Genomic DNA, 15,518 nt, shown 5'->3' on the forward strand with positions numbered 1-15,518 from the left:
TACTATGCAGTAATGAAAACGAGCAATAAGCAGACGACAAAAAGAAGCAAGGGAATCGTCAAGTTTTCATAATTTAATATCACACGAAATGAAGAAGGGAGGGTCTAGTGAGTAGAACAGACGAAATTTTAGCAGCGGCCAAGATGGTGCCGGAAGCGGTCAAGATGTCCAGATACATAGATGCGGTATATTTTCCGATTCTGTGTATATTGCTGGTAGGAACCTATCACATGCACTTCATGCTGTTAGCAGGAGACTGGGATTTCTGGTTGGATTGGAAAGACCGTCAATGGTGGCCTGTAGTAACACCGATTGTAGGTATCATGTACTGTGCAGCACTGATGTATTACCTGTGGGTAAACTATCGCCTGCCATTTGGCGCGACACTCTGTATCGTATGCCTGTTAGTAGGTGAATGGCTGACCCGTTACTGGGGCTTCTACTGGTGGTCACACTATCCGATCAACTTTGTACTGCCATCGACCATGATTCCAGGTGCATTGATGATGGATACAATCATGTTGCTGACCGGTAACTGGCTGATCACAGCACTGTTAGGCGGCGGCTTCTTTGGATTATTCTTCTACCCAGGCAACTGGCCGATATTTGGCCCAACCCACTTACCAGTGGTTGTAGAAGGCGTACTGTTATCAGTAGCTGACTACACAGGTTTCCTGTACGTACGTACCGGTACACCTGAATATGTTCGCCTGATTGAGCAAGGCTCACTGCGCACCTTTGGTGGACACACCACAGTGATTGCAGCGTTCTTCGCAGCGTTCGTATCTATGCTGATGTTCTGCGTATGGTGGTACTTTGGCAAACTGTACTGCACCGCTTTCTACTATGTTAAAGGAGAAAGAGGACGCATCTCAATGAAGAACGACGTAACCGCGTTTGGTGAAAAAGGCTTTGCACAGGGGATTAGATAATGAATATAAGAAGCATATTTAAACTGGGCGTATTAGGCCTGTATGGAGCAGCGATTGGAGCGGCATCGCTGGCGATGACGCTGACGTTAGATGTTAAGACAGCAGCGGCACACGGTGAACGCTCACAAGAACCGTTCCTGCGTATGCGTAGTATTCAATGGTACGACTTGAAATGGCAACCGAAAGTCACCAAAGTCAACGACATTGCGACGATGACTGGTAACTTTCACTTAGCTGAAGACTGGCCACGTGCGGTAGGTAAACCAACCCGCGCCTTCTTTAACGTAGGTAGCCCAAGCCCGGTGTTTGTACGTTTAAGCACCAAACTGAACGGCGAACCAACGTTTATTTCAGGTCCTCTGGAAATTGGCCGTGACTATGCATTTGAAGTCAGACTGAAAGCCCGTATTCCAGGACGTCACCACATGCACGCGATGGTAAACATCAAAGATGCAGGTCCTATTGCAGGTCCAGCCTCATGGATGAACATCTCCGGCAGCTGGGATGACTTTACCAACCCAGTAACCACACTGACTGGTAAAACCATCGACCTGGAAACATTCAACTTCAGCAACGGTATATTCTGGCACATCGTATGGTTAGGCTTAGGCTGCTTCTGGATTGGCTACTTTGTAGCGAAACCGATGTTCCTGCCACGTAGCCGCGTATTGCTGGCGTATGGTGACGAACTGTTAACCTCCCCAACGGACAGAAAAGTAGGTCTGGCAGTTGCAATACTGACCTGCGCGATTGTTTGGGGCGGCTATCGTTACACCGAAAGCGTACACCCATACACAGTACCGATCCAAGCTGGCGAATCGAAAGTAGCACCGTTACCGATTGCACCGAACCCAGTTGCAATCAAAGTAACACATGCTAACTACGACGTACCTGGCCGTGCACTGCGTGTAACGATGGAAATCACCAACAACGGTGACACAGCGGTTAACATTGGTGAATTCACGACAGCGGGCGTACGCTTTGTGAACGAACTGGGCCGCAAACACCTGGATCCTGACTATCCAAGAGAACTGGTAGCAACCGGCTTATCGATGGATGATGACAGAGGCGTTCAACCTGGAGAAACCCGTGAAGTTAAGATGGAAGCCAAAGATGCGTTGTGGGAAGTGCAACGTTTGATGGCACTGTTGGGTGACCCTGAAAGCCGTTTTGGCGGATTGTTGATGACCTGGGATGAAGCAGGCAATCGTTATATCAACAGTATTGCTGGCGCGGTAATTCCAGTCTTTACCAAACTGTAAGAGAAGTTAAGTATCAACACCGGTACACCACTGTCGAAAGACAGCCGGTGTACCGGTTTTTTATTTCCTTTTTTCTGTTTCAGTGCCTTGTATTTTGCACTCATGTCTATGTAGTGCTCTGATCGTCAAAAATCGCGCTTGCGATCGCTCATGGTTTATAGTTGCAATAGATTAAGTGAATTGATCGTTGCAAGTGGCTAGGAGCAAGAGAATCAATCGTTAGTGCGAATTCTAGTATTTCGTCTATCGCGTTTTGACCCGAAATAAGAACTTTGATACATTCATAGACCGAGCAAATTCGGTCACGATAGAGTGTATCAACAAAAAAGGGGAACGTATGAAGCATAATCCAGGATTCTTACAATTAGTGGAACAAGCCAAACAGCGAGTGAAGGAATCTACTGTGGCGGATGTTCAAGCACGGCTGGCACGCGGTGAACAATTTCATTTTATTGATGTGCGGGAAGATCATGAATTCTGGATAGATCATGCTGCGGGTGCTCGTCATCTTGGGAAAGGGATTATTGAACGTGATATTGAAACAGTAGTACCGGATAAGCAGGCGCTTATCGTGTTGTATTGTGGCGGCGGTTACCGCTCGATCTTGGTGGCGGATGCATTGCAACAAATGGGGTATGGCAATGTCCAGTCGATGCAAGGAGGGATGAGAGCACTACGCGATGCGGGCTTTCCTCTTGAGAAAGATAAATCGATTTAGAAAGGAAATACACACTGATAGATCTGTAACTGGATAAAAATACTCAGTTAATGTTCTGAGTAAACTGTCCAGCAAAAATATCAACCATGTTTTTTCATCGATGGTATGACAAGTAAGTTTATTTCTTTGCAGTTGTCCTAATGTGAGCAGCGCGGGTATTGAGCACATTTTGTTCTCCGTTATCGGGTACCATGTGCGCTCGCTCAAGCGGTAAAGTTTCTCCGCGAAAAAATCTGGGTTCTCGTAAATTCCACAATGCCATGAGCGGAACACCAAAAAGTAGCGCGACCACGCCAATCAAGAATACGGTACCAACTCCCGCAATTGATCCACTCGACCCATAATTCGGATCCATCATGTTCCATGCCTGAATGATGCCCACTGCAATTAGAATGATGGCGGCAATCGAAGGGAGAATGACCTGAGAAATGGTGGTATGCCAATGGTTGAATGCGGTACGGTGAAAATACAGCACACAGGACAACGCAGCCACGGTGTAGTAAGTACATACCGCGATACTGACACTATGGATCGAATCCTTGACGATTGATTCGCTAATGAGACTCAACGTGATATAGATAACCAGCGTCATCAAACCGATCGTCCAGGTGGCAAATTTGGGTGTTTGCGTTGCCTCATTGATGGAAGAGAATTTGCGCGGAATGGCGCGATAGGTCGCCATGGCCAGCGCAGCACGTGCGGCTGGCATGATCGTCGACATGGTGGCTGAAAAAGCCGAGATTGCAATGATCAGCGCCGCAACAAATGCCCCTTTGGCTCCAATCATGCTGGTTGCCAGAACCGTAATGATCGAATCGATATTATCCTTGAAAGTCAGACTCGAATTGTCATGCGCATCAATGCCCGCGTATGCCAGGGCCGCGGTAGCGAAAACGACATAGGTGACAACCGTGATAATCATGGCAATGATACCGCTACGTCCCGCCTGCTCGGCGCTGCCGCTGGTTTCTTCAGACATGGCCAGCGATGCGTCAAATCCCCAAAAAATAAATAATGCCACTAGGAATCCATTCAGGAATGCATGAAACGATGAAATGGCAAACGGATTAAACCATTCGAGTGACAGAGGCTCGGCCGTGTGCACGGCATTGCCTTGCAGAACTTGTATGTACAACACCGCGGCGAGAGCGATAAGTCCGCCGTATTGCGTCATCGTCAGGATCATGGTGGTGCGTGATGATTCCTCGGCGCCGAGTGCAGTCAGATAGGTCGTGCTCAAGATAAATAAGATCGCTACGCCAAAGTGAAACCATAACGGTGTTTCCGCCATATTCAGAATGATGGCCAGTGCATCGACGATGATCTGTGTCGCTGCAACGCCTGCCAGCACGCTTGCCAATAACAACGCCCAGCCGCCAAACCAGCCGAAACGCGGGCCGATCGCTTTGGTTCCCCAGGTAAATACGGTTCCGGAATCGGGCGCGGAAGTGGTCAGGTGCTTATAAGACAGTGCCACAAAGAACATGGGAATCACCGATAAAATAAATACGATCGGTAGCTGATAACCGCTCTGGGAAGCGCCATATCCCAACGCGCCGGTTAACGAGTAGGCCGGTGCGGTAGCGGCGAGCCCGATGGTAACGGCCGCCGATTTGGATACCGATCCTTTTTTTAATCCTTTGGCCTTCAGGCCGTGCATTACGGTTTCTTCGTGCATGTCATTCCTCATGTTTTACCGGAGCGCTGAGAAAGCAAATCTCCCAGGTTCGCGCAGGAAAGTAACAAAGATTGGTAATGAAGTCAAAAGCCGCGTGCGAACACCAAAGCACCCGATTTAACTGGATTTTCGTGCGATGCGCCAGAAAATAAAGCGTCCGAACCCGTAAAAGCGATAAATCACCAGCGCAGTATTTTCTGGACGGACGTTCTGTTTGATCTAGGAGCCTATGATGCCCGATGAACCAACACCTGTCATGGTGATGAAATAAGCATCCGTTGTGGTGAATTCCAGGGCGGTTGTATCATGGATGCCCTCGTAAGGATTACCGGCGGTATCCGTGATGACCCCACTTGCAATCTCGATGTGATAATGAGTATGCGGCAGCAAATTTTCTAACGGGCTGATGACCATATCGCCATACTCATGGAATTTCACTTGATTGGTATCATGAATATCGATAATGCGGGTGTCCGTGTCACTGCTGATCGTAATCTTGCCGTTACCTGCCGTCACTGGTTCGTCAAACTGCAATTGAATACCACTATCGGTGCGAAGAAGCAGTTGTTCACTCCAGAGAAAACTGACGGGCACGAATGGCTCACCGTCGCTTGCCATAAAATTGGTCCCACTCAATGTGGGATTGGATTCAACCGGCGTGAAACTGAGTCCGGATGGATCATCGGAACCTGCAAAAGCATTGCCGCTGCTATCCATAACGACACCAGCCGCTATCCGGATAGTGTAGTGAGTATCGAGAACCCAATTTTGTAATGGTTTGACGAATACCTGACCATAATCATCGAATGCTACTTGGCTGTTGTCGTGAATATCGATTGCACGCGTATCGATGCCATTACTGATGACGATCTCGCCGTTACCGGGTAATACTTTTTCATCGAATTGCAGGACGATGCTGTCATCAACCTTGAGACTGATTTCTTCCATCGGCGCATACAGATTAACCCAGTTAATACTGTTCAACCATGGATTGGATGCAATCGCCTTGAAATTCATGGTATTCGATTCAATCCCATCAAATGCATGACCGGCGTCATCCGTCAGCACGCCCGCAGTCATTTGAACTGTGTATGAGGTGCCTGGAATAAGATCCGCGGATGGTTTAATGGTGATGTGGCGTTGGAAAAAGAATTGGTAAATTCCACTTGACTGGTATCGGTGATGTCAATCGCGCGGGTATCCGAGCCATTGCTGATTATGATGTAACCACTACCGGCTTTTATTGCTTCATTAAAATAAAAGGTAATGCCGCTATCCACTTTCAATGTTGAGTCGCTCGATAAATAGCTCCACCAGAGTGACGGGGCGGTAGAACTGACAGTAAAATCGAGCGCATTTGAATCAACATTGCCTGCATAGGCATTGCCTGACGTATCGGTAACAGTTCCAGCGGGGATTTGAATGTGATAGTGCGTGTTGGGAATCAAATCAGCTGCCGGGTTGATGGTAACAAAGCCGTCATAATCGCTAAATGTCACTTGGCTTGCATCGGTGATATCGATTGTGCGTGTATCCGAGCCATTGCTGAGAATGATATTGCCGCTGCCCGGGATCATACGCTCGTCAAAATCGAGCCATATATCTTCATCAGCAGTCAACTCAGCGGGTGCGGATAAGTCTGAGTCGAACGGGCTATAGCCGATATTACCGATATTGCTGTAGCGGAGTAATGGCGTGGAGTCCGTAGTATTAAAACTCAATGTGTCAGGATCATCGATACTGTTATTCACATTCCCGGCCATATCCTGGATAACGCCGCTGTCCATCCGGATGCTGTAATGGGTATTCGGAATCAAGTCTTGTGCCGGGTTGATGATGACGGAATTACCGAATAATTTGCTGCTGCTGAAAGTAATCTGGTTGGTGTCATTGACCGCTATTCTGCGGGTATCCGAACCGTTGCTGAGGATAATATCGCCGGTTCCGGCCATCACTTCGTTTTTAAAGTGCAATTCGATACTGTCATCGGCTTTTATCGCCGGTGCATGCATTGGATCGCTGTACGTTACGGATTTTTTTGCTGGAATTGGCGGCATTGGCTGTCCTTTTTGCAAGAGAAATTTGAACGGTGTTCACGGCATAAATGATGGCGCATAGCCAATCATCGCTGCCGGTCATTATCATGGAACATCAGTGCGGACAAATTGCCGATTAACCGTAGAAAAAGCTGGGTTATTGGAAGAAGCTGTTTGGATGTGCGAATGGTTAATGCAAATGGATTCGACGGCAATCCTTTGAGGGTGGGGCCAAGCGGATTGAACTAATTAGCCATCAACCGGTGTACGCCAGTCCGGTTTGCGCGAGTCCTGTCAGATGAATATTTTCCGCATTGATGCCGGTGTCCGCAGCCAGTACCGCGAGTGCGCCGATTGATATTTCGCCTGTGTCGAGCATGTTGATGTAAGGAGATTTTTCGCTGAACGTGGGTGCGGAGCCGAACAAGTTTTGCCACAGCAACGTGACGATGTCATCGTGACTGGTGAGTTTAGTTGCATCGATGGCAAAAGTTGCCAGTTGTTCGTAACTCAATCCTTCGTCGGCTTTAGTCAGACCGATACCGGCGTAATCCTGATTGGCGATGGTGGCAGCGCCGAACACCGCGCCGAGCAGCTTGGCGACTTCTCCGGCGTGGCCGTCCAGATCGAGCGCCACATGCGCGTCGGCAAATTTCATCCGCTCGATGTTTGTCAATGTATCCTGATTGCCGGGATTGGCGTTGTCAGTGAGGGTGTAGCCGCCGGAAGTCTTGTTCAGCGTGAATTGACTGCGCGCTGAGCCGGTTTGCACCGTATCGATTCCGGCGCCGCCATCCAAGGTGTTGCGGCTGCTGTTGCCGATCAGGATATCGTTCCCTTGTCCGGCGATGGCGTTTTCAATCGTGACGTTATTGGCGATCCAGACATTCGGAACCGGTTGGCCGATATTGACACCGTTGAGTTGAACGTAGACCGGCTGACCAATGAACGATCCATCACCCGGATTCAAATCAATCACACTGGAAATTGCACCTTCGTAGTGCATGGTATCGGAAGCGCCGCCTGCATCCCAAAGGGTCTCGTGATAGATATTGGCGTCGTTGTAGGTATAGGTATCGTTACCGGCATGGTAACGGGTGTTGGCGCCATATAAATATTGTATCGCCGCGATATCAAGCACCATCGGCGTGGTGGGATGAAAGGAAAATTCGTTACCTTCCACACCTTGCAGATCCGCGTAGGTATAACTCATGATGGTGTGGATAACGCTGTCCTGATTCTTTGGCAGCACCGGTTTGGATGGATCGTCAGGGTCAGTGAAAGGATGCGTGAGACCCAAGGCATGGCCGAGTTCATGTAAAACAGATTCATAGGAGATATTGCCAGGATTCCATTCCTGAAAATTGAGCAAGCCATTGGTATTCATCCAGATATCACCTGCATAGGGACCGGTGCTGGGCAGATAGGCCCAAGCCAGGATCAACTCATCGGGGTCCGAGGTATAGGCCGCGCGGATGTCGCCCACATTGCTGGGAGTTTCCGCGACTTGAACAAAGTTGAGGTTAGCAACGTTAGCCCATTGTTGCAGCGCGTTGACAAAAGCAGCTTGATCCAACGTGGTTAACGTTGTGAAGTCGCTTCTCCACGGTTCGCCATCACCAAACCGGGAACCGTATCCGCTCGCAAGAGAAGACCAATACAGTGAGCTGTTACTGGCAGGAAAGCTGTATGAGATGGTTGAGCTCAGCCAGCGTGTGCCGCCCGCCAGAGAATCAATCGAATTGTCATGGGTGAGCTTGGTATTAGTGATGCTGCTTGAGAAAAAGGGCGACGGCATAGTGAGTCCTTGCTAATCGGTAAATTGAGGAATCGGCCTCGGTGGTGGTTGCTAATCTAAATTGTTGTTGCTCGCCTGTCTATCTTTAAATACTTCACAATTTTTTTCATGAAACTTCACAAAAAGTTAATATACCTGGGAATAATATGTTATAGAAAATAACAGGATCAAATGGGATAGTGTGAATTGAGTAGTTGATATTTTAGTTTAAGTAAGGGATTCTTTTAAATAATTTTTAATTTTATTTTTCATATATAAATAGGGCTGAATGATGACCGTAACTAAGAGCGCAGTATCGCTGTTTGTTTTCTTTTTGTTATTTTTCCTAGTGAGTTCCAGCGCCAATGCGCTACCCAGCTTCGCGCGGCAAACCGGTTTTGCGTGCAGCGCTTGCCACGTGCAATCATTCGGTCCCAACCTGACTTCCGTCGGCAGGAATTTCAAGCTCAACGGTTATACGCAAACCGATGGTAAAAATAACAATATCATTCCACTGAGCGGCATGATCCGCGGTTCCTATACACATACGCAGGAAGCACAAGCCGGTGGCGCCGCGCCGCGTTTCAGCAAGAATGATAATGGCACGATCGATGAAGCGGCTATTTTCCTGGCAGGCCGGTTGACGTCCAAGGTCGGCGCGTTTATCGAGGGAACTTATGATGGTGTGGAAAACATCGGCGTATTGGATAACACCGATATCCGCTTTGCCGATCACGCCGATGTCGCCGGTCAGAAACTGGTATTCGGTTTGACGGCCAATAACAACCCGACCGTGACCGATCTGTGGAATACCACGCCGACCTGGGGATTTCCGTGGAGTTCGTCGCCATTGGCGCCAACGCAATCCGCCGCCAATTTAATTGAATCGCTTGGGTCGCAAGTGATCGGCGCGACGGCGTATATGATGCTGAACGATATGCTGTACGTCGAAGCGGGCGGTTATACCAGTTTGCCGAAAAATGCCCAGAAAGGAATCAGCGTGTTCGATGCGGAACAGGCTAGATTAAACGGCGGCGCGCCTTATTGGCGGATAGCGTTGCAAAAGGACTGGAGCGGTCATTACGGCGCGGTGGGTGCTTATGGGTTGCACGGTGATGTGAACCCGCAACGCATCACGGGCGCGGGCACCGACCGGTACGATGACTTCGGCTTTGATCTGACGTACCAGTATCTCGCCAACCCCGTGCACATTTATGAATTCACCGCGACCTATTTGCGTGAAAACCGCAATATGAACGCCAGTTCCGCACTGGGATTCGCGGATAAACTCAAAAGCAATCTCGACACTGTGCGGATAAGAACCGGATATACGTTCCAGCAAACATACGGCTTGAATCTGTTTTACAACCAAACCACCGGAACGGCCGATACGGTTATCTATAGTTTTGGCGATCCCATCAGCGGCAGCCGCACGGGTAATCCGCTGAGCCAAGCGTTTATCGCCGAAATCAGCTATACCCCGTTCGGTAAAACGAATACTTCTGTGATGAGCACGTTCGTTAACCTGCGCTTAGCAGCGCAATACGTCCACAATTTCAAGTTTAACGGCAGCGTGCACAATTACGACGGCTTGGGCCGCAATGCGGTGAACAACGACGCGTTTTACTTGAATGGCTGGCTGGCTTTCTAAAGCTGAGCTCTGATCGGCCGGCAAGAAACCCGCTTCTGCGGGTTTCTTTTTTTTGGAGATCTTAAGTTGTACGGTGCTGAGAAAAAAGGGTAAATGTGCGATTCGATTTATTCGGCATGCTCTTCTTGATGTTCGACAGAAAACCGGTAGCCGGTGCCGCGCACGGTTTGCACCAGATTTTCTTTTCCCACCGCTTCCAGAATCTTGCGCAGTCTGCGGATATGCACATCGACGGTGCGATCCTCGATAAACACATGATCGCCCCAGACTCGGTCGAGCAATTGCGCGCGGGTGTGCACACGCTCCTTGTACGCCATCAGGAAATGCAACAGGCGGAATTCGGTCGGACCGAGCGCAATTTCCACCGGTTTTGATGGTTCATCACCGGTCTGCACATGAACCCGGTGCGTCGAAGGATCCAGTTTCAATCCGCCGGACTCGATGATGTCGTCGGACATCTCGGGCAAACGGCGGCGCAGCACGGCTTTGATGCGAGCGAGCAATTCCCGGGGTGAGAACGGCTTGGTGACGTAATCATCCGCACCGGCTTCCAGTCCGGCAATTTTGTCGCTTTCCTGCACGCGCGCGGTGAGCATGATGATTGGAATCGCCTTGGTGCGTTCTTCCCGTCTCAATTTACGCGCAAATTCTACCCCGCTCGTATCCGGCAGCATCCAGTCGAGCAAAATCAAATCCGGCAAAACGTTATTGACCATTTTCCTCGCTTGCTCGGCATCGTCCGCGCACAAAACGATATGTCCCGCTTTCTTCAAGTTCAGCGCGATCAGCTCCTGAATTGCATGTTCGTCTTCGACAACGAGTATGGTGACAGCCATCAACCACTCCATCTACAGTTAAGAATGCTGCAATCATATAAAGAAAGCGTTACATTTTTATGACAGGAAGATGAAGGTAATATTATTCAGTGTCTGACTAACCCGCTGTGCGGCCATCGGATTGCGTTGTGCAATTACTGGATGCTCGCCTATCTTGTGATGAAGATGCTGATAAAATAGGATCTTATTATGTGGCAATGATAAAAACAGTCGCCATAGAGATATCGAAAGTGCCAAGAAATACTGGAAAATAATGACTGATAAGCGTACTTACAAAACATTGGATGAAAGCGAAGAAATCTACTACCGCAGTCATCCAGACGAGATTGACGGATATCTCACCACGGCTTTCGAGGAATACGCGAAGGATGGATACGCTGCCGCTTTGCTCGCTCAATTACGCATGATTGCTCGTGCCAAAGGTGTTTCAGCATTAGCGTAGGAAATGGGAATTACGCGAAACGGTATACAAAAAGCGTTATCGGAAAATGGTAATCCTAATTTTGAAGGCATTAATACAATGATGAATGCGACGGGGTATTGTCTTTTCCTCCGCTGCTGTGCAGCTTTTGCTACCAATTACTTTCAACGTCATACATTGTGATCATGCCACCTTTGCGCTTCGCATTTAAGTACAGAAGTGGTGACTCTAGTACGCTAGAGCGAGATCTCGAATCGTTGCGTAACGCCACGTTTTTTGCGGCCCCAAGAGAGACTCTGAATGATCCTTTCGAAGGTCGTTTTGATCGTGGTGCATTAGACGGTCAGCTATCAGCGTTCAAACAGCTGATATCGAGTCATGAATTGGCGAATTCTGCTGCGCTAGATGCTTTTTCTAAAGCGGTGAACGAAGTACTTAGTTTCGTCGACAAGAGTGGCGTTTTTTCTCTCAGCTACAACCCGTTGAATGAGCTGATTTGGGCACACTATGGCGGTTCACACCGAGGCTTTTGCGTAGGCTACGACCTGCAAAAGTTGGCTGAATTTGAACCAAACTTACACTACTGTATTGATGTTCAGTACAACGATGCTGCACCAGTTCTACGATCTGAGCAGCTCATTGGTGCTGTCACGCCAGTAGTTATCCTTCAACAGATCCTTGGTGTGAAGTCCACTCCTTGGCATTACGAGGAAGAAGTACGACTCGTCACATCACCTCCTGGCTTGCATGAGCATGATTTTCGTGCTGTAAAAATAGTGTACTTTGGTCTGCGCTGTCCTGAGTCAACCCGATTGGCTGTTATGGAGACGCTTGCTGGACGGAGTGTTCTCTATGAACAGATTGAAAGCCCTGTTGACTCCTATGCTCTTAGATCGAATCCCATTCCAGATGTATGTGCTTCGGAGTTCAAATACAAGCAGAATCTTGCGCCGATTAGTGAGAGTGCAATTAATCCGGATTTTTTGAGACCAGAACTGAAGCAATATCAGGATTATCTCTACAAAGCGGCGGAGATCCGCTATTATGTAGCAACAGCACACAGCTCTTCTTCGCGCGAGTCATTAATATAGCACCTGTATTTTTACCTTCAGGTGCAGAATGTCCGAATCCTACGTAGTAAGCGGCCTTGTTGCAAAACGCGCAGAAATGTCTGGCCTTATTCAACAATATCAATCAGAAATAGATCGAATCCTAAGTGAAATAAGCCATATAGACGCAACTATCAAGTTATTTTCACCAGAATATGATCTGCGCTCAATTCGCGCCAAGAAACGCAGAGTGCTGAACAAATATTTTAAACCTGGGGAGTGCCCAAGATTGGTTCTGGATATTCTCAGAAAAGCCGAATGTTCAATGACTAGCAGAAAAATATCTGAAGCTATGCTGCAAGCCAAGGGTCTTGAACCTAATGCAGAAATGATTGATCAGATGCAGAGAAATGCTTTGGGCGTGTTGAAGATTTTAGAAAAAAAGGGATTGGTAGCACAGGGAACGCCAGAAGGATTGGCGCGCACCTGGGTGATCACTTAGGACGCCAATCTTTCGGATTGCCGTTTATTCCCCTGCCAGTACCCGCACCAATCATTATGCGTGCGAGTTTTTGCACATTTCTTTGTAATATCCATGAAAATTTCGCCATTTGACTGGCGGCGAGTATCTTCCCGATAAGCCGCTTCATTAGCGTAGTTTGCCAGATATTGATTGCCGAACTTGTGTGTTTGACCGTACTGCATACGACGAAACCGTGAAAAATAAGACTCTGCAAGGTTGTTTGTAACCCCTGCGTCACTTCTGTATTCCTTGGTATGATTCACGCGGCGCGCATCGAACCTGGCATGCAGCATATCGTAAGCATGAGACTCATCAGCACAGATTATTGATCCTTTCTGCACAAATTGATTGGCTAATTTACTTACATCAGCCTGATTCTCTGCTTTGATAACGAAAGTCAAAGTTTTGTTTGAGCCTTTAATCAAATTCCCATCTGTTTCAACTTTTTGCCGCATCACGAACACGCAACGCTTATTTGGCTTTTGATGTTCGATGAGACGGCGATCAACACGGTCTTTCTTCTTATTTTTCTGACGGATTGATCCATTCACGTAAGCGCCATCCATGTGTATTTCACCTGCAAGCTGAGAATTATCCCGGCATTTAATCAATGATTCACGTATTTTGTGCGCCAGAACAAAGGCGGTTTTATATTGCACCCCAAGATCGCGAGATAGTTGCAGCGCAGACAATCCTTTTACAGCGTTGGTATAGATAGCAATTGCGGCCAAGTAAACGCGCAATGGTAACTTGTGGAATGCGAATATTGTTCCAGAGGTTACCGAAAATGTATGTCCGCAATCTTTGCAGCGCCATTGCTTGCGTGCGCTAATGAAGTAATGCCTTCCTACTGTTCCACACACCGGACATAACACATTGCCGCCAGCACCCCAGCGCACTTCTTTGAATAATTGGAATGCTTGATCATCGGTCAAATCCATAACCCTGCGCACTGATAGGGTGCGGGCTTTGGCTGATAACAGGAAGTGTTGTGACATAGTTAACTATTCTTTGTGTGTCATATATGACATCAATATATCACATAAAGAATAATATTCAATACAAATATTTCAGATATGAAATATTTGATGCTTCTATGCTATTCTGCGGTTTTGTAAATAAAAATACGAGGTTTGCAAATGGAAGCTCAAGACTGGAAAGCTAATGCAAAAAACATCATGAAGTCTGAGTTGGCTAGGAAAGGTATTGATTATGAAACGCTTGCCAAAAAACTTAAGGAGTGTGGCGTGGAAGAGAGCTACAACAGCATAAACACAAAAATTAATCGCGGAACATTTACTTTTCAATTCTTTTTGCAGTGCATGAAGGCTATTGGTGTTGATACAGTCAGGATTGATTGAGGATTGCCGCCATGATTCCAGAAATAAACGCAGCAATCCAAAGTGCCAAAGTTTTAAAAGATATAATTAACGCCCATAAAGAGCTACGCAGCTATAATGATTTGTCATCTGCCGCAGCAGAAATCAACTCAAAATTAATAGATACTCAACATCTCGTCCTTTCCTATCAAGCCAGTCATAAGGCGCTCACCGATAGAATAGCTAAGTTGGAAGAAAAATTGTCCAGCAAGGAAAAATTTAATAGAGAAATATCGAGATACAAACTTCACAAACTTAAATCTGGAATGTTCGTTTATATAATTAAGCCTGAGCATGAGAAAATAGGAGAGCCGCATTATATTTGTACAGACTGTGCGAGCAATGGACATATTAGTCTTTTTCAGCCTGTTCTTAATGGCGCACGCCTTGTCTGTGATAGTTGCAAGAAAAACGTCATAACAGGCTCTAGGGATCGGTAGCATGAGACACCTCAAAACAAAAACAATGTCTTCATGATATAGCCATGAACAAGCGTTATTTTTCGATTTTTCCAAATACCAAAGATGTTGTCACGGTTTCAACTCCTGCGCCTGAATTACCGAAAATAGAACCTAAAATTATACAAATCCCGGATGCTCCCGAGATTGAAGAGTTTGAGGAGCTTGAATTTATTAGCTTAACCGTTGAACAGATCAAGGAAATGAGTGACGACGAGCTAAAATCTGTTTTATCTGGCGCATATCAACCAGAAAAGATTTTGCCTATGTCATTACAGTCGTTGATTGTCTTGGAGCTAAGTGACGGATCGACAAAAATATTAAATAAGTCGCGTTGGTCACATCGGATCAAGACTTATGATTTTTGGTTTGGTCTTACCTCAATCCTATTGGCTGCTATCAGTGCATGGATCGCTTATAATCAGAGCCAGACTTCTCAGAATAAGCAATCTGCTTCTCAAGTGATTGAATACGTTGATTATCAAAAGTCACAGAAATCCCAAGAAAAACCAGAGCAAGACCTTGAAACAATACAATCACAGCAAACACAGCAACAAAAATCCTCAGACGATGTATCTCATGAGCGAGAGCTTCCTGATTCCTTAAACACTCATGAATCAGAAATGCCGCAGCAAGAGCCAGAGAAACAAGAATAGCTATCAAAGAGAAGTTCATTGCGTGTCAGCACATCCAAAATAATTAACTAATGATAATGGTTGGCTTGGTTAATTAATGTTAGATTTTCCGCTTTGTGCGGCTGCTACATAATGCCGCGGAGATCGTACGTCGCGAACCATA

16 protein-coding genes are annotated in these 15,518 nt (G+C 47.1%); 10 read left to right on the plus strand and 6 right to left on the minus strand.

Going from position 1 to position 15,518, the window contains the following annotated elements:
• Positions 1-107: 107 nt before the first annotated feature.
• The 3 genes from R2083_RS03770 to R2083_RS03780 all read left to right on the plus strand — a co-directional run bounded on the left by R2083_RS03770 (position 108) and on the right by R2083_RS03780 (position 2,912).
• Entirely contained in the window at positions 108-932 is an 825-nt protein-coding gene (locus R2083_RS03770) for a methane monooxygenase/ammonia monooxygenase subunit A (protein ID WP_090322876.1), read from the plus strand.
• On the plus strand, positions 932-2,194 hold the full coding sequence (locus R2083_RS03775; RefSeq protein ID WP_317529822.1) for a methane monooxygenase/ammonia monooxygenase subunit B: 1,263 nt from the start codon (positions 932-934) through the stop codon (positions 2,192-2,194). Before R2083_RS03770 ends, R2083_RS03775 begins: the two co-directional genes overlap by 1 nt.
• Before the next feature lie 337 nt (positions 2,195-2,531).
• Entirely contained in the window at positions 2,532-2,912 is a 381-nt protein-coding gene (locus R2083_RS03780; protein WP_317537575.1) for a rhodanese-like domain-containing protein, read from the plus strand.
• 118 nt (positions 2,913-3,030) lie between these two features.
• Here R2083_RS03780 and R2083_RS03785 read toward each other — a convergent pair whose 3' ends face one another.
• The 4 genes from R2083_RS03785 to R2083_RS03800 all read right to left on the minus strand — a co-directional run bounded on the left by R2083_RS03785 (position 3,031) and on the right by R2083_RS03800 (position 8,424).
• A complete protein-coding gene (locus tag R2083_RS03785) occupies positions 3,031-4,590 on the minus strand; it encodes an APC family permease (protein WP_317537576.1) in 1,560 nt (519 codons plus the stop codon).
• Positions 4,591-4,809: 219 nt separating this feature from the next.
• On the minus strand, positions 4,810-5,751 hold the full coding sequence (locus tag R2083_RS03790; RefSeq protein WP_411172538.1) for an Ig-like domain-containing protein: 942 nt from the start codon (positions 5,749-5,751) through the stop codon (positions 4,810-4,812).
• A complete protein-coding gene (locus R2083_RS03795) occupies positions 5,667-6,647 on the minus strand; it encodes an Ig-like domain-containing protein (protein ID WP_317537578.1) in 981 nt (326 codons plus the stop codon). Before R2083_RS03795 ends, R2083_RS03790 begins: the two co-directional genes overlap by 85 nt.
• A gap of 235 nt (positions 6,648-6,882) precedes the next feature.
• The gene (locus R2083_RS03800) at positions 6,883-8,424 is read right to left on the minus strand and encodes a M10 family metallopeptidase (protein ID WP_317537579.1); all 1,542 of its coding nucleotides are present in this window, start codon (positions 8,422-8,424) and stop codon (positions 6,883-6,885) included.
• Between the two features lie 271 nt (positions 8,425-8,695).
• Between R2083_RS03800 and R2083_RS03805 the strand changes: the two genes are divergently transcribed.
• On the plus strand, positions 8,696-10,054 hold the full coding sequence (locus R2083_RS03805; protein WP_317537580.1) for a cytochrome C: 1,359 nt from the start codon (positions 8,696-8,698) through the stop codon (positions 10,052-10,054).
• Between the two features lie 107 nt (positions 10,055-10,161).
• Here the strand turns inward: R2083_RS03805 and phoB are convergent, their stop codons facing one another.
• The gene (phoB, locus tag R2083_RS03810; RefSeq protein ID WP_317530153.1) at positions 10,162-10,890 is read right to left on the minus strand and encodes a phosphate regulon transcriptional regulator PhoB; all 729 of its coding nucleotides are present in this window, start codon (positions 10,888-10,890) and stop codon (positions 10,162-10,164) included.
• Positions 10,891-11,143: 253 nt separating this feature from the next.
• Between phoB and R2083_RS03815 the strand changes: the two genes are divergently transcribed.
• The 3 genes from R2083_RS03815 (at position 11,144) to R2083_RS03825 (ending at position 12,862) form a co-directional block, all read left to right on the plus strand.
• Positions 11,144-11,332, plus strand: a complete 189-nt coding sequence (locus R2083_RS03815; protein ID WP_317530154.1) for a hypothetical protein — start codon at positions 11,144-11,146, stop codon at positions 11,330-11,332.
• A 236-nt stretch (positions 11,333-11,568) separates the two neighbouring features.
• Positions 11,569-12,402: a DUF2971 domain-containing protein gene (locus R2083_RS03820; RefSeq protein ID WP_317537581.1), complete on the plus strand. Its 834-nt coding sequence runs from the start codon at positions 11,569-11,571 to the stop codon at positions 12,400-12,402.
• A gap of 28 nt (positions 12,403-12,430) precedes the next feature.
• On the plus strand, positions 12,431-12,862 hold the full coding sequence (locus R2083_RS03825; RefSeq protein ID WP_317537582.1) for a hypothetical protein: 432 nt from the start codon (positions 12,431-12,433) through the stop codon (positions 12,860-12,862).
• Here R2083_RS03825 and R2083_RS03830 read toward each other — a convergent pair.
• Positions 12,859-13,881 carry an IS1595 family transposase gene (locus tag R2083_RS03830; protein WP_317537583.1) on the minus strand — a complete coding sequence of 341 codons (1,023 nt, stop codon included), beginning with the start codon at positions 13,879-13,881 and terminating at the stop codon, positions 12,859-12,861. The genes R2083_RS03825 and R2083_RS03830 overlap by 4 nt on opposite strands.
• A 141-nt stretch (positions 13,882-14,022) precedes the next feature.
• Between R2083_RS03830 and R2083_RS03835 the strand changes: the two genes are divergently transcribed.
• Genes R2083_RS03835 through R2083_RS03845 form a run of 3 tightly spaced genes read left to right on the plus strand, consistent with a single transcriptional unit; the run spans position 14,023 to position 15,376 of the window.
• Complete coding sequence (locus tag R2083_RS03835) at positions 14,023-14,244, plus strand: DUF6471 domain-containing protein (RefSeq protein WP_317537584.1); 222 nt, start codon at positions 14,023-14,025, stop codon at positions 14,242-14,244.
• A gap of 11 nt (positions 14,245-14,255) precedes the next feature.
• Positions 14,256-14,702 (plus strand): hypothetical protein, encoded by a 447-nt coding sequence (locus R2083_RS03840; protein ID WP_317537585.1) that lies wholly within the window; start codon positions 14,256-14,258, stop codon positions 14,700-14,702.
• A gap of 44 nt (positions 14,703-14,746) precedes the next feature.
• Positions 14,747-15,376, plus strand: a complete 630-nt coding sequence (locus R2083_RS03845) for a hypothetical protein (RefSeq protein ID WP_317537586.1) — start codon at positions 14,747-14,749, stop codon at positions 15,374-15,376.
• The last annotated feature ends 142 nt before the right edge of the window (positions 15,377-15,518 follow it).

The sequence above is a fragment of the Nitrosomonas sp. Is35 genome (genome assembly GCF_033063295.1).
GTDB lineage: Bacteria > Pseudomonadota > Gammaproteobacteria > Burkholderiales > Nitrosomonadaceae > Nitrosomonas.

Excerpts from the sequence above, each read along its gene's own strand:
- R2083_RS03775 (WP_317529822.1), top strand. The coding sequence starts at position 932 with ATGAATATAAGAAGCATATTTAAACTGGGCGTATTAGGCCTGTATGGA.
- R2083_RS03780 (WP_317537575.1), top strand. The coding sequence starts at position 2,532 with ATGAAGCATAATCCAGGATTCTTACAATTAGTGGAACAAGCCAAACAG.
- R2083_RS03785 (WP_317537576.1), bottom strand. The coding sequence starts at position 4,590 with ATGCACGAAGAAACCGTAATGCACGGCCTGAAGGCCAAAGGATTAAAA.
- R2083_RS03795 (WP_317537578.1), bottom strand. The coding sequence starts at position 6,647 with ATGCCGCCAATTCCAGCAAAAAAATCCGTAACGTACAGCGATCCAATG.
- R2083_RS03800 (WP_317537579.1), bottom strand. The coding sequence starts at position 8,424 with ATGCCGTCGCCCTTTTTCTCAAGCAGCATCACTAATACCAAGCTCACC.
- R2083_RS03805 (WP_317537580.1), top strand. The coding sequence starts at position 8,696 with ATGACCGTAACTAAGAGCGCAGTATCGCTGTTTGTTTTCTTTTTGTTA.
- phoB (WP_317530153.1), bottom strand. The coding sequence starts at position 10,890 with ATGGCTGTCACCATACTCGTTGTCGAAGACGAACATGCAATTCAGGAG.
- R2083_RS03815 (WP_317530154.1), top strand. The coding sequence starts at position 11,144 with ATGACTGATAAGCGTACTTACAAAACATTGGATGAAAGCGAAGAAATC.
- R2083_RS03825 (WP_317537582.1), top strand. The coding sequence starts at position 12,431 with ATGTCCGAATCCTACGTAGTAAGCGGCCTTGTTGCAAAACGCGCAGAA.
- R2083_RS03830 (WP_317537583.1), bottom strand. The coding sequence starts at position 13,881 with ATGTCACAACACTTCCTGTTATCAGCCAAAGCCCGCACCCTATCAGTG.
- R2083_RS03835 (WP_317537584.1), top strand. The coding sequence starts at position 14,023 with ATGGAAGCTCAAGACTGGAAAGCTAATGCAAAAAACATCATGAAGTCT.
- R2083_RS03840 (WP_317537585.1), top strand. The coding sequence starts at position 14,256 with ATGATTCCAGAAATAAACGCAGCAATCCAAAGTGCCAAAGTTTTAAAA.
- R2083_RS03845 (WP_317537586.1), top strand. The coding sequence starts at position 14,747 with ATGAACAAGCGTTATTTTTCGATTTTTCCAAATACCAAAGATGTTGTC.